Origin of the sequence: Labedaea rhizosphaerae (genome assembly GCF_004362825.1) — a bacterium.
In the GTDB taxonomy this organism is placed as follows: Bacteria; Actinomycetota; Actinomycetes; order Mycobacteriales; family Pseudonocardiaceae; genus Labedaea; species Labedaea rhizosphaerae.
The window spans coordinates 424,505-437,104 of sequence record NZ_SNXZ01000008.1 but is presented as its reverse complement, the minus strand read 5'-3'; the positions used below and the strand labels follow the sequence as shown (position 1 = coordinate 437,104).

At 71.6% G+C, this 12,600-nt stretch carries 12 protein-coding genes; 4 read left to right on the top strand and 8 right to left on the bottom strand.

Annotated elements, in window-relative coordinates:
• Nucleotides 1-31 precede the first annotated feature (31 nt).
• Nucleotides 32-1,093: a GDSL-type esterase/lipase family protein gene (locus EV186_RS34795; protein WP_133853738.1), complete on the top strand. Its 1,062-nt coding sequence runs from the start codon at nt 32-34 to the stop codon at nt 1,091-1,093.
• Between the two features lie 8 nt (nt 1,094-1,101).
• On the top strand, nt 1,102-1,818 hold the full coding sequence (locus EV186_RS34790) for an MgtC/SapB family protein (RefSeq protein WP_133853737.1): 717 nt from the start codon (nt 1,102-1,104) through the stop codon (nt 1,816-1,818).
• Nucleotides 1,819-1,835: 17 nt separating this feature from the next.
• On the opposite strand, the gene EV186_RS34785 is transcribed toward EV186_RS34790, so the two are convergent.
• The 5 genes from EV186_RS34785 to EV186_RS34765 all read right to left on the bottom strand — a co-directional run bounded on the left by EV186_RS34785 (nt 1,836) and on the right by EV186_RS34765 (nt 5,902).
• The gene (locus EV186_RS34785; RefSeq protein WP_243754451.1) at nt 1,836-2,654 is read right to left on the bottom strand and encodes an SAM-dependent methyltransferase; all 819 of its coding nucleotides are present in this window, start codon (nt 2,652-2,654) and stop codon (nt 1,836-1,838) included.
• Nucleotides 2,655-2,686: 32 nt separating this feature from the next.
• On the bottom strand, nt 2,687-3,148 hold the full coding sequence (locus tag EV186_RS34780) for an Lrp/AsnC family transcriptional regulator (protein WP_133853736.1): 462 nt from the start codon (nt 3,146-3,148) through the stop codon (nt 2,687-2,689).
• Nucleotides 3,149-3,185: 37 nt separating this feature from the next.
• Nucleotides 3,186-4,322 (bottom strand): M24 family metallopeptidase, encoded by a 1,137-nt coding sequence (locus EV186_RS34775; protein ID WP_133853735.1) that lies wholly within the window; start codon nt 4,320-4,322, stop codon nt 3,186-3,188.
• 448 nt (nt 4,323-4,770) lie between these two features.
• Nucleotides 4,771-5,595, bottom strand: a complete 825-nt coding sequence (locus EV186_RS34770) for an arylamine N-acetyltransferase family protein (protein ID WP_133853734.1) — start codon at nt 5,593-5,595, stop codon at nt 4,771-4,773.
• Entirely contained in the window at nt 5,588-5,902 is a 315-nt protein-coding gene (locus EV186_RS34765) for an ArsR/SmtB family transcription factor (protein WP_133853733.1), read from the bottom strand. Before EV186_RS34765 ends, EV186_RS34770 begins: the two co-directional genes overlap by 8 nt.
• 89 nt (nt 5,903-5,991) lie before the next feature.
• Between EV186_RS34765 and EV186_RS34760 the strand changes: the two genes are divergently transcribed.
• Nucleotides 5,992-7,170: an MFS transporter gene (locus EV186_RS34760; protein ID WP_133853732.1), complete on the top strand. Its 1,179-nt coding sequence runs from the start codon at nt 5,992-5,994 to the stop codon at nt 7,168-7,170.
• Between the two features lie 2 nt (nt 7,171-7,172).
• Entirely contained in the window at nt 7,173-8,105 is a 933-nt protein-coding gene (locus EV186_RS34755) for a 5'-3' exonuclease (RefSeq protein WP_133853731.1), read from the top strand.
• A 28-nt stretch (nt 8,106-8,133) separates the two neighbouring features.
• Here the strand turns inward: EV186_RS34755 and EV186_RS39225 are convergent, their stop codons facing one another.
• From EV186_RS39225 to EV186_RS34745, 3 genes are all read right to left on the bottom strand, one after another.
• Nucleotides 8,134-8,274 carry a hypothetical protein gene (locus EV186_RS39225; RefSeq protein WP_166659464.1) on the bottom strand — a complete coding sequence of 47 codons (141 nt, stop codon included), beginning with the start codon at nt 8,272-8,274 and terminating at the stop codon, nt 8,134-8,136.
• Between the two features lie 98 nt (nt 8,275-8,372).
• Entirely contained in the window at nt 8,373-9,740 is a 1,368-nt protein-coding gene (locus EV186_RS34750) for a DUF4333 domain-containing protein (protein ID WP_133853730.1), read from the bottom strand.
• 100 nt (nt 9,741-9,840) lie between these two features.
• On the bottom strand, nt 9,841-12,588 hold the full coding sequence (locus EV186_RS34745; RefSeq protein ID WP_133853729.1) for a DEAD/DEAH box helicase: 2,748 nt from the start codon (nt 12,586-12,588) through the stop codon (nt 9,841-9,843).
• Nucleotides 12,589-12,600: the final 12 nt, after the last annotated feature.

The following is a 12,600-nucleotide window of genomic DNA, read 5'->3' as shown; positions in this document are numbered from 1 at the left end:
GGCGGGATCGTGATCACATAGACTGCGTGTGATGCGAATCCTGCGGTGGTCGGCGCTCGGTGTGGTGCTGGCCGTCGTCGTGCTGTTGTCGCTGTTCCTGGTGGTGGGCGCCCCGGCGCCGGTGCCACCGGGTCCCCCGGAGAACGCGCCGCGGGTCGTGGTCGGGATGGGCGACTCCACCATGTCCGGCGAGGGCGCCGCCGACTACGACCCGGCCACCAACGGCAAGGGCGGCGACTGGTGCCACCGGTCCCCGCACGCGTCGATCCTGCAGGTGAAGCTGCCGACCGCGCCGCAAGCGATCAACCTGGCGTGCTCGGGCGCGCCGTCGGGGCAGGTCGAACTCGGCGACACCAAGCAGTACACGGAGCCCTCACAGGCCGCGCGGTTGCGAGATCTCGCCACCACGCACCGTGTCGTGGCCATCGTGCTCGCGATCGGCGCGAACGACGACCCTTCGTTTTCCCACGTGCTGGACGACTGCATCCAGTCCTACCTGACCCCGAACCGCCTCGGCTGCGCCCAGACCGTCGGCCCGGTCTGGCAGGGCCGCGTCGACGCGATGGTGCCGAAGGTCGTGCGCGCGATCCGCGACATCCGCACCGCGATGGCCGGTGCCGGGTACCAGAACACCGACTACCAGTTGGTGCTGCAGTCCTACGCGTCGCCGGTGGCGGTGAACGTGTTGGAGCCGTTGCGCAACCTGTCCGGCTGCCCGCTGCGCCGCGAGGATCTCGCGTGGGTGCACTCGAAGGCCGTGCCGGTGCTGACCGACGGCCTGCGGCTGGCCGCACGGCAGGCCGGGGTGCGGTTCCTGGACCTCTCGCAGGCCGGCGTGGGGCACGAGGCGTGCTCGAACACCGACCAGAAGAAGGAGTGGTTCCGGCGCCTTGCCGTGCAGTGGACGGACTTGCAGTCCGATCAGCGCGCGGCGCACGCCTTGCAGGAGTCGTTCCACCCCAACGCCGCCGGGCACGCGCAGATCGGCCGCTGCGAACGGGAATTCCTCGACGGTGTCGAACCGGCCGCCAGCTGCCGCAGCGGCCCGGACGGGGACCTGCACGCGGCCCCCGTGGCCGCGCCCGGTCCATAATGGTCTCGATGAACGTCGCCGCATTCGGCGAGCCCACCGGGCAGGGCTGGGCCCAGCTCGGGGAACTGGCCGCCGCACTGGTCTTGTCGTCGCTGATCGGGCTGGAACGCGAGATCCGGCAGAAGAGCGCCGGGCTGCGCACCCACACCCTGGTCGGACTCGGGTCGGCGCTGTTCTTCCTGATCAGCAAGTACGGGTTCACCGACGTGCTGAGCGAGCACGTCACCCTCGACCCGTCGCGCGTGGCCGCGCAGATCGTCTCCGGGCTCGGCTTCATCGGCGGCGGGCTGATCTTCGTGCGCCGCGACGTGGTGCGCGGGCTGACCACGGCCGCGGTCGTGTGGGTGACCGCGGCGGTCGGGTGCGCGTGCGCGGCGGGGTTGCCGGTGCTGGCGGTGTTCGTGACCGCGGCGCACTTCCTCGTGGTGTACGGCTATCCGCCGCTGATCCAGTTGTTCACCCGGACCCGGCCCCGCTCGACGGTGCTGCGGTTGAGCTACCTCGACGGGCGGGGCGTGCTGCGCGACGTGCTGGCCGGGGCGACGGGCGCCGGTTACGTGGTGGCGGAGGCGTCGACGCAGCGGCGCCACCCCGACGAGCACCTGATCGACTTGTCGTTGCGCGTGGTCGGGCCCGGCCAGCCGACGGACCTGGCGGCCACACTGTCCGAACTGGACGGTGTGGAGTCGGTGTCGGTCGGCGAAGTGGACGACGCCAGCGACTGAGCAGGTGCCAGCGGGCGCTAGCGGGTGCTTTCGGCGACCACGGCATACCCGTGGCTCGACTTGCGTTGCGCCGGCGGCTCGACCTCCGGGTGCCACTCGTCCAACCGCACCAGGCCCGGCTCGACCGCGCGCCACGGGCCGAGCAGCCCCTCGACCTCGTCGGCCGTGCGCGGCGTCACCGACACACTGCCCAGCTTGAACTCGGACACCGCCGCCGCCGTCATGTCCGGCTTCAGGTCGTCGCCGGAGGCGTGCGACATGGCCAGCATGCTGCCCGGTGCGAGCGCGTCGTGGTAGCCGGCGAGCACCCCCGCCGGGTCGTCGTCGTCGCTCATGAAGTGCAGCACCGCGACGGTGAGCAGGCCGACCGGCTGGGACAGGTCCAGCAGGTCGCGCACGTCCTCGTGGCCGAGGATGCCGTCGATGTCGCTGGCCTCGGCCTGCAACACGATCGCGTTGTCGTGCCCGCGCAGGATCATGTGGCTGTGCGTGACCGCGATCAGGTCCCGGTCGACGTAGACGATCTTGGCGTCGGGCGCGATCTCGTGGACGTTGCCGACCGTCGGGATGCCGGAGCCGAGGTCGATGAACTGGTGGATGCCGTGCTCGCGCAACCACAGCACCGACCGGCGCAGGAACGACCGGTTGGCGTGGGCGAAGTCGCGGTAGCCCGGCACGACCTTGAACACGCGCTCCGCGAGCGCGCGGTCGACCGCGAAGTTGTGCGAGCCGCCGAGCGCGTAGTCGTAGACCCGCGCGACGCTCGGCACCGACTCGTCGATCTCCGCGACCGGACGGAACGGGTTGTCCTTGCTTGCCCGGATCGGCTCGTCCACGCGCACTCCAAACTCGGGATGATCCGCACAGCCTAGAGGGCCGGAACCCGCCCCTCGTAAGGGGTCGACAACACGACGGTGGTCCGCGTCGACACCTTCGCGGACTCCCGGATGCGGCGCAGCAACTCCTCCAACTCCGCCGGCGTACCCACCCGCACGAGGAGCACATAGGACTCGTCGCCCGCCACCGAGTAGCACGACTCGATCTGCGGGATGTGCTCGAGCCGCTGCGGGTAGTCGTCGGGTGCGGCCGGGTCGATCGGGGTCAGCGAGATCAACGCGGTCAGCGGCAACCCGACCGCCTCGCAGGACAACCGCGCGCCGTACCCGCGGATCACGCCGCGCTGCTCGAGCCGGCGCACCCGCTGGTGCACCGCGGACACGCTCAGGCCGACCCGCTCGGCGAGGTCGGTGAAGCTGCACCGGCCGTTGGCCGCGAGCTCACGCACGATCGCCGAGTCGGTCGGCTCGAGATCCCCGGCGGCACCGGTCATCGGTCCGCCCCGCGACCTGGTCTTGGCTCGAGGAGCCTCATCCGTCGAGCTCGACCAACTCGTGCGGCCGGTTGTTCAGCGACCGGACGCCGTCCTCGGTGACCACCACGATGTCCTCGATCCGCGCGCCCCAGCGGCCCGGCTGGTAGATGCCCGGCTCGACGCTGAACGCCATGCCCGGTTCGAGCGGCAACGCGTTGCCGTCCATGATGTACGGCTCCTCGTGCACGTCGAGGCCGATGCCGTGCCCGGTGCGGTGGATGAAGTAGTCGCCGAAGCCCGCGTCCGCGATCACCTTGCGGGCGGCGGCGTCGATCTCCTGCGCGGTGACGCCCGGCTTGACCGCCTGCACCGCGGCGGCCTGTGCGGCCTGCAGCACCGCGTAGGTGTCCTTGACGTCGGCGTCGCGCGGGGCACCGACCGAGTAGGTGCGGGTGGAGTCCGAGCAGTAGCCCGCGGCGACCGGGCCGCCGATGTCGACGACCACGACGTCGCCGCGCTCGATCACGCGGTCGGACAGGGCGTGGTGCGGGCTCGCGCCGTTCGGGCCGGAGCCGACGATGACGAACTCGGCCACCGCGTGCCCCTCTTCCACGATTGCGGCGGCGATGTCCGCGCCGACCTCCGCCTCGGTGCGGCCGGGGCGCAGCCACTCGCCCACCCGCGCGTGCACCCGGTCGATCGCGGCGCCCGCCTCGGCGAGCGAGTCGATCTCGGCGGCGTCCTTGCGCATCCGCAGCTCACGCAGCACCGGGCCGGCGAGCGACTGGACCGCGTTCGGCAGCGCGCCACGCAGGCCGAGCACGTGCAAGGCCGGGGTGAAGTCGGAGATGGCGACGGTGTTGCCGTTGCCGGCGGCGCTCGCGGCCAGTGCGTACGGGTCCTCGCCGTCGGCCCAGGTCGCCACTCGGACGCCGAGGTCGGCGAGCGGGAGGTGGTCGTAGCCGGGCGCTTCGAGCTTGGGCACGACGAGGGTCGGGTCGCCTTGGCCGAGCACAAGGCAGGTGAGGCGCTCGAAGGAGCTGCCGACGGCGCCGAGCAGGTACCGCAGGTCGGAGCCCGGCGTGATCACCAAGGCGGACGCGCCGGCGTCGGCGGCGGCCGCACGGACCCGGTCGAGACGGCTGCGCAGCAGGCCCGCGTCGGGTGCGGGCGCGGAAGACGAGGACGACATGGGATGAGCCTAACCCCGACTACCGACCCGGTTTCGTCAGCGGCCGATCGGTTCAGCGGCTTCGGCTCGGCGGCTCAGGATGGGGTTGGCCACTCAGCGAGACGGCCTCGCCCCTCCCGTCGAGGACGCCGCCCTGATGCCGATCCCCTCGGTCCACTATCCGCCGCACCAAACCTAGCACCGCTAGAAAATCTAGCACCGCTAGCAAGTCGCGCGCGGGAGCAAAACCTAGCATGGCTAGAAATCGCGGCCAGCCGCCGGCGCAGCAGACCTAGCACTGCTAGAAATCGTCGATCGCCGCCACGGGGGACAAAGCTAGCAGCGCTAGATCTCCTAGCAGTGCTAGCAACCCTGCAAAAGCCGCACAGCCACACCGAACCTAGCGCTGCTAGGAAAGCTAGCGGCGCTAGGAGGTTGGCGAGGTCTGCCGACCGGCCGAGGCGGTCCCTCAGCGGCCAACCCGCTCGGCCGCCGCGCGCACCGCGGCCAGGCCCTCGGCGCTCAGCTCGATCCCGTAGTCCGTGCTCAGGACGGTGCCGATGTCATCGAGCGGGACCGGGTGTTCGGTCACGGTGCCGTCCGGGGCGGTGAGGATCAAGGTGCGCCCCGCGAGTGTGCGGCAGGTGCCGTCCTGCTGTCGTTCCACCACGAACCGCTTGGTGAACGGCGAACGCGGGCTCGTCGACGTGTAGTGGTTGCCCACCACCACGTCGATCGGGTGCTGCGGGAACTCGTCGAAGCCGTACAGGTCGAACCAGCCCGCAGGCCGACCCACTCGCAGGATCCACTGTGGATCGCCGTGGCGGACGAGGCTCAGCTTGCGGCCGTCCTGTTCGGACTCGGCTTCGGCGAACGGGATCGGTTCGCGCAAGCCGTTGCCGCCGAAACCCGTGTCCGCCAACCACTCCCGTCCGTCCACAGTGACCACGAGCACCATGTGGGTACGGGACCAGTACTCGTCGTGGCCCATCCGGACGCGGCCGAGCAGGCGGCGCACCTCGAACCCCAGCGTCGCCAGCACGGCGGAGAAGAGCATGTTGTGCTCGAAGCAGTAGCCGCCGCGGCGCTTGGCGACGAGCTTTTCCTGCAGCGCGGGCACGTCGACCTCGATGGGCCGGCCGAGCAGGATGTCGAGGTTCTCGAACGGGATCGTGCCGGTGTGGGCTCGGTGCAGCGCGGTGAGCACCGGCAAGGTCGCCTCGCGCGGGCCGTCGTAGCCGATGCGCTTGAAATAGGCGTCCAACTCGACGCCCTCGACGTCCCACTCAGACATCGATCGCCGCCAGGACCGCGGGCAGCAGGCCGGGGAACCGCTTGTCCAGGTCGTCCTGGCGCAGCCGGATCACCCGGGACCGGCCATCCACCTCGGTGCGGGTCAGGCCCGCCTCGCGCAGCACCCGGTAGTGGTGCGACACCGTCGACTTGTGCAGGGCGATGTCCTCGGCGAGGTCGGAGCACGGCTCGCCGTCCTCGGCCTGCGCGATCCGGCCGAGGATGTGCAGGCGCGCCGGGTCGGACAGGGCGTGCATCACCCCGGCCAGGGTGATCTCGTCGGCCGGTGGGTGCCACACCTCGCGCATGCCCCCACCTTACCTCGATTGGATGGTTGGACATCCATCCAACTTTATTGTTGGATGAACGCAAAACCATCAACCTCACCGGAGCAGACATGCTTGTTCGACTCTGGCCGCTGGCATTGGCCACCTTCGCCGTCGGCACCGACGGGTTCGTCATCGCGGGCCTGCTGCCCGGCATCGCCGCCGACCTGGGCGTCAGCGTCGCCGCCGCCGGGCAGCTCGTGACCGTCTTCGCCCTGTGCTTCGCCCTCAGCGCCCCCGTCACCGGCGCGTTGACCAGCGGCTTCGATCGCCGGACGGCCTTGGTGCTCGCGTTGTCGGTGTTCACCGCGGGCAACGTGATCACGGCGATCAGCGCGGACTACCCGGTGGTGCTCGCCGCGCGGGCCGTCACCGCACTGGGCGCCGGCATGATCAATTCGGCGGCGTCGAGCACCGCCGCCGCCCTCGCCCCGGCCGAGCGGCGCGGGCGCGCTCTCGCCCTGGTGATGGGCGGGTTGTCGGTGGCGTCCGTGCTGGGCCTGCCGCTGGGCACCCTGATCGGTGCGTCGGACTGGCGGGTGACCCTGTGGGCCGTCGCCGGCCTGGGTGCGACGGCGGCGCTTGGCGTGCGGCTGCGGCTGCCGTCGGTCACGTTGCCCGCCACCACGCTGGCCGACCGCCTTGCGCCGATGGGCAACCGCACGGTGCTCGGCATCGTGGCCACGAGCATGGTCACGATGGCCGCCTTCTACACGCTGTTCACCTACGCCACCGTCGCGTTGACCGGGGCGACCGGCGGGTCGACGTCGCGGCTGATCCTCCTGCTGCTGGTCAGCGGCACGGGCACGGTGGCGGGCACGCTGCTCGCCGGGCGGCTCACCGACCGGTACCGGCCCCGGGCCGTGCTGGTGGGTGCCCTGATGGTCGTCTGCGCGGGGTTGCTCGTCGCGCCGCTGGCCGTGCGCAGCATGCCGAGTGCCCTCCCCTGGGCGTTGGTGTGGGGCCTGTCTGCCGGTATTCCCGTTGTGCCGCAACAACACCGGCTGCTGACGACGGCGCCGTCGGCCGCCACGGTCGTGCTCGGTCTCAACTCGTCGGCGATCTACGTGGGCATCGGGCTGGGCGGCGCGCTCGGCGGCCTGGTGCAGCACTGGTTGCCCGCCGACCTGCTCGGCCTGCCGGCCGCGGTGGTCGCCGCGGTGGCGCTCGCGCTCGGCCTCGCGGTCCGCGACCGGGCGCCGGATCCGCGCGGCGCCACCCCGGAGACCGTCCGACCTGGCAGGCTGTGAGCGTGACCGGACCGCTCGCATTGCTCGATTCCGCCAGCCTGTACTTCCGCGCCTACTACGCGTTGCCCGACTCGCTGGTCGCTTCCGACGGCACGTCGGTGAACGCGGTCCGCGGCTTCGCCGACACGATCGCGCGCATCATCACCGACCGCCGCCCGTCGCGGCTCGTGTGCTGCATGGACGCCGACTGGCGGCCCGCGTTCCGGGTGAACGCGTTGCCGAGCTACAAGGCGCACCGCGTGGCCGATGTCGAAGCGAACGAGGAGGAGGTGCCGGACACGCTCACCCCGCAGGTGCCGATCATCCTCGACCTGCTCGACGCGGCCGGGATCGCCACCGCGGAGGCCGCGGGCTACGAGGCGGACGACGTGATCGGCACGCTGGCCGCGCGCGAAGCGGACGACCCGGTCGAGGTGATCAGCGGCGACCGGGACCTGTTCCAGGTCGTTCGCGAGGAGCCGACGAAGATCACCGTCGTATACGTCGGGCGCGGCTGGGCGAAGGCGGAAGTCCTTGGCGCGAAAGAACTCGCGGCCAAGTACGCGCTGCCCGAGGCGGTCGCCGGGGTGGCCTACGCGGAGATGGCGATGCTGCGCGGCGACCCATCGGATGGCCTGCCGGGCGTCGCCGGCATCGGCGAGAAGACGGCGGCGAAGCTGATCAGCGACTTCGGGTCCCTGGACGCGTTGCTCGCGGCAGCGGCGGCCGGGGACGCGAGGGTGCCGCTGCGCGCGCGGACCAAGCTGGCCGAGGCGGCGGACTACCTAGAGGTGGCGCCGCTGGTCGTGCGCGTGGCGACCGATGCCGACGTGGTCATGTCGGGCGCGGACAAGGTGCCGGATGGGCCGGCCGACCGGAAGCGCGTGCTGGAACTGAAGGAACGCTGGAACCTCGGCGCCTCAGTGGATCGGCTGCTCGCCGCCCTGGACGGCTAGCCAGGCAACGGGGAGAAACCCAAGCCTCTCAACGGAGAGGCTGCCCGACGCCCTGCTCCGACAACGGCGCGGAGTACTTGGACCAGTCCTTCTGCGGCTGGTCCGGCCCGCACGCGGCGACCGCCACCAAGGTGGCCAGCGCCACTACCCCCGCGATCAGGCGCCGCATGGCGCTCCTCCTGCTCCGGCTCGGATCGACTCCACCACAACGACGAACGCGGCGGCCGTGCTCAGCACGGCCGCCGCGGTTCGAGACTTGCCCGGCATCTACTGCTTGGGCTGACCGACCTCGTAGGTGCCGTTGTCGTCCTTGACGGTCACGGTCACCGTGGTGTCGCGCGGCTGGGCGCCACCGAGGGAGATCTTGCAGTCGAAGGTGGTGCCCGCCTTGACCTCCGCGTCCGAGGGGCAGCTCACGCTCTTGACCTCGGTCTGCGGGTCGTACTGCATGACGATCTTCTTCACGCCGTCCTGCACGGCGGTCTGGTCGAACACCTTGGTCTTGAAGAACCCGGGCGACACGAAGCCGAGGACCGCGACCACACCGGCGATCACGACCACGACCGCCACCAGGATCCAGATCATCGCGCCGGACTTGGCTTTGGTGCCGGCGGGCGCGGCACCGGGGTAACCGCCCGGCTGCTGCTGCTGACCGTAGCCGCCGAACTGGTGCTGCCCGGTGTCGTACTGACCCGGGTAACCGCCCTGCTGCTGGAAACCCTGCTGCGGCATGCCACCCGACGGAGTACCGAACGCCGGCTGGCTGCCCGACTGCGGGTCCTGCTGGCCGTAGCCGGGCACCGGCAGCTGCGAGCTGCTCTGCTGACCCGGCGCCTGCGAAAGGGGCCCCGAGTGCGGACCGGTCTGCGACACCGTCGCCGTGGTCTCGCCGCTCTGCTGCTCCTGCGCACCGGTGTCGGGCTGCTGCCCGTAACCCGGGTACTGCGGCTGCGGCTGGGCCTGCGACGGCTGCGGCGGCACCCCCGGCTGGATGTGCTGCGTGCGCTCCGGCTGCTGCGCCTGACCGAAACCCTGATCCGGCGCCGGCGGGAACTGCTGGGGCGGCTGCTGCGGCGGCTGGTAACCCGGGTACTGCTGCGTCGGCTGCGGCTGGTAGCCGGGGTACGGCTGCTGTTGCTGGGTGGGCTGCGGCTGGTACGGCTGCTGCGGCGGCGCCTGCTGGAACTGCTGGGGGTAACCCTGCGGGGCCTGCGGCTGCTGGAACTGCTGCGGCGGCTGCTGGTACTGCGGCTGCTGCGGATAACCCTGCGGCGCCGGCGGCTGCTGGAACTGCTGGGGTGCCTGCGGCTGGAACGGCTGCTGCGGCTGTTGCGGCGCGGCGTGCTGCGGGGCCTGGGGCTGCTGCGGGGCCTGCGGCTGCTCGGGCGCCGGCTGTGCCGCCTGCTCACCGGAGGCGGGCTCCTGCTGCGCCGGGTGCTCACCGGAGGCCGGCTCCTGCGGGGGTGCCGACTGCTCGGCGGGCTGTGCCGCCTCCGCCTGCTGAGGCTGCTCCGCGGGCTGCGCCGGGACACCCCCCGACGGCGTGCCGGTGGTGGGTCCGCTGCCCTGGGGCTGCTGACCCCATTGCTGCTGCTGCGGATCGTTCCCGCCGGACTGTCCGTACGGGGTGCTCATGGTTGTCGCCTCCGCGGTCGGTTCACGCCATCGCTCGTCGCGATCAAACCACAGCGGTGTGACCCAGCCCTACCCAACCCGCAAACTCCTGCCAGGCCAGTTACTCCGGGCCGAGCGCCACGACTCCCCTGCGCAACGCCGTCACAGCCAGCGAAGCCGTCGCACCGACCGGGTCGTCGCCACCCATCACGGTCCGGATCTGGTCGAGCAGGTCGATCACCTGGCGGCACCACCGCACGAAGTCCCCGGCGGAAAGCTCCTGACCAGCCGACTCGGCGGCGGTCAGCACGCGCTCGAGCCCCTCGCCGCGCGCCCACCGGTAGACCGGCCACGCGAAGCCCGCGTCCGGCGACCGGGTGCGCTCGACACCGACACGCCGTTCGTCCTCTTCCAGCGCCGTCCACAGGCGCGCGGTCGCGGTGAGCGCGTCGCTGATCGCGCCACCCGGCACGTTCGGCTCGAATCCGGCGTCCCTTCGTGCCTCGTACACCAACGACGAGACGACGGCGGCCAGCTCCGGCGCCTCGAGGTCGCGCCACAACTCCTGGCGCAGGCACTCGGCGACGAGCAGGTCGGACTCGCCGTAGATGCGGGCGAGGCGCTTGCCGTGCTGGGTCACCTTCTTGGCGCTGGTGAGGTAGCCGCGCTCGGTCAGCAACGTGGTGATGCGGTCGAACGCGCGGGCCAGCGAGTGGGTGGTCGCGGCGACCTTGCGTTCCAGCTGCTCGGTCTCCCCCTTGAGCCTGCTGTGGCGCTCCGACCAGCGGGCGTGGTCCTCACGGTCGTTGCAGCCGTGGCACGGGTGCGCCCGCAACGCCCGGCGCAACGCGGCAAGCTCGGGGTCGTCGGCCGCGCCCGAGCCACGACGGCGATCGCGTGCGGGCACCTCGATCCCGGTGTTGCGCAACGTCGACGCCAGGTCCCGGCGCGAACGCGGCGACCTGACGTCCACCTGCTTGGGCAACCGGATCCGGCCCAGGGCGTGCACCGGGGTCGGGAAGTCGGCCACCGACAGCCGTCCGGCCCAGCGGTCCTCGGTGAGCACCAGCGGCCGCGGCTCGCCCACCGGGTCGAGCCCGGGGTCGATCACGAGCGCGAGGCCGGACCGGCGCCCCGACGGCACCGCGATCACATCGCCCTTGCGCAGCTTCTCCAGCGACGCGGCCGCTTCGGCCCGGCGGTGCGCGCTGTTCTGCCGGGTCAACGCCTTCTCCCGGTCGGACAGGCGCTTGCGCAGGGCGGCGTACTCGGCGAAGTCGCCGAGGTGGCACGTCATCGCCTCGGCGTAGCCCTCGAGTGCTTCCTTGTTCCGCTCGATGCGCTTGGCCAGCCCGACCACCGACCGGTCGGCCTGGAACTGGGCGAACGACTGCTCCAGCAGTTCGCGGGCGGGGATGGCGCCGAGCCGGGCGACCAGGTTGACGGCCATGTTGTAGCCCGGCCGGAACGACGAGCGCAGCGGGTAGGTGCGGGTCGAGGCGAGCCCGGCGACCTGGCGCGGGTCCATGCCCGGCTGCCACACCACGACCGCGTGGCCCTCGACGTCGATGCCGCGACGGCCCGCGCGCCCGGTGAGCTGGGTGTACTCCCCCGGCGTCAGGTCGGCGTGCGTCTCGCCGTTGTACTTGACCAGCCGCTCCAGCACGACCGTGCGGGCCGGCATGTTGATGCCCAGGGCCAGGGTCTCGGTGGCGAAGACCGCCTTGACCAGGCCCTGCACGAAGAGTTCTTCGACGGTTTCCTTGAAGGCGGGCAGGAGCCCGGCGTGGTGACCGGCGAAGCCGCGTTCCAGCGCCTCGCGCCACTCCCAGTAGCCCAGCACCATCAGGTCGCCGTCGGGCAGGTCCTTGGTGTGGCTGTCGACGATCCGGCGGATGCGCAGCACCTCGTCCTCGTCGGTGAGCCGCAGCCCGGAGCGCACGCATTGCGCCACGGCGGCGTCGCAGCCGGCGCGGCTGAACACGAAGACGATGCCGGGCAGCAGGCCCGCGCGGTCGAGGCGCTCGATCACCTCGACCCGCGACGGCGGGTGGAAGCGCGGGCGTTGCTGCGGGCGCTTGCTGCGCCTGGGTCCGCTGTAGGCCGGCGCGTAGACGCGGCCGGTCTCCTCGACCCGGCGCAGCAGGTTCGGGTTCATCTGCGGGTGACCCTCGTCGTCGGTGCCCGCGAACAGGTCCATCATCCGGCCGCCGACCTGCATGTGCTGCCAGAGCGGGACCGGGCGGTGCTCGTCGACGACGACCGTGGTGTCGCCGCGGACCTCGACCAGCCACTCGCCGAACTCCTCGGCGTTGCTGACCGTCGCGGACAGGCTGACCAGCCGCACCGCCTCGGGCAGGTGCAGGATCACCTCTTCCCAGACGGCGCCGCGGAACCGGTCGGCCAGGTAGTGCACCTCGTCCATGACGACGTAGCCGAGCCCGCGCAGGGTCGGCGACCCGGCGTAGAGCATGTTGCGCAGCACCTCGGTGGTCATCACCACCACCGGTGCGTCGCCGTTGATCGAGGTGTCGCCGGTCAGCAGGCCGACGTTGGCCGCGCCGTGGCGGGCCACCAGGTCGGCGTGCTTCTGGTTCGACAGGGCCTTGATCGGCGTCGTGTAGAAGCACTTGCGGCCCGCTTGGAGGGCGAGGTGGACCGCGAACTCACCCACGACCGTCTTGCCCGCGCCGGTCGGCGCGCACACGAGCACGCCGTGGCCGTCCTCGAGCGCCTGGCACGCGCGCCGCTGGAACGGGTCCAGGTCGAAGGACAGCTCGTCGCCGAAGTCGGCTAGCTGGGGGTAGCGCGCGCGGCCTCGCGACGCTGCGTAGGCCTCGGCTGGGGAGCGATCAGGGCTGGCAGCCACCTGACCAGGTTG

Coding starts and splice junctions, on each gene's coding strand:
- EV186_RS34795 (WP_133853738.1), top strand. CDS start 32: ATGCGAATCCTGCGGTGGTCGGCGCTCGGTGTGGTGCTGGCCGTCGTC.
- EV186_RS34790 (WP_133853737.1), top strand. CDS start 1,102: ATGAACGTCGCCGCATTCGGCGAGCCCACCGGGCAGGGCTGGGCCCAG.
- EV186_RS34780 (WP_133853736.1), bottom strand. CDS start 3,148: ATGACCGGTGCCGCCGGGGATCTCGAGCCGACCGACTCGGCGATCGTG.
- EV186_RS34775 (WP_133853735.1), bottom strand. CDS start 4,322: ATGTCGTCCTCGTCTTCCGCGCCCGCACCCGACGCGGGCCTGCTGCGC.
- EV186_RS34770 (WP_133853734.1), bottom strand. CDS start 5,595: ATGTCTGAGTGGGACGTCGAGGGCGTCGAGTTGGACGCCTATTTCAAG.
- EV186_RS34765 (WP_133853733.1), bottom strand. CDS start 5,902: ATGCGCGAGGTGTGGCACCCACCGGCCGACGAGATCACCCTGGCCGGG.
- EV186_RS34760 (WP_133853732.1), top strand. CDS start 5,992: ATGCTTGTTCGACTCTGGCCGCTGGCATTGGCCACCTTCGCCGTCGGC.
- EV186_RS39225 (WP_166659464.1), bottom strand. CDS start 8,274: ATGCGGCGCCTGATCGCGGGGGTAGTGGCGCTGGCCACCTTGGTGGCG.
- EV186_RS34750 (WP_133853730.1), bottom strand. CDS start 9,740: ATGAGCACCCCGTACGGACAGTCCGGCGGGAACGATCCGCAGCAGCAG.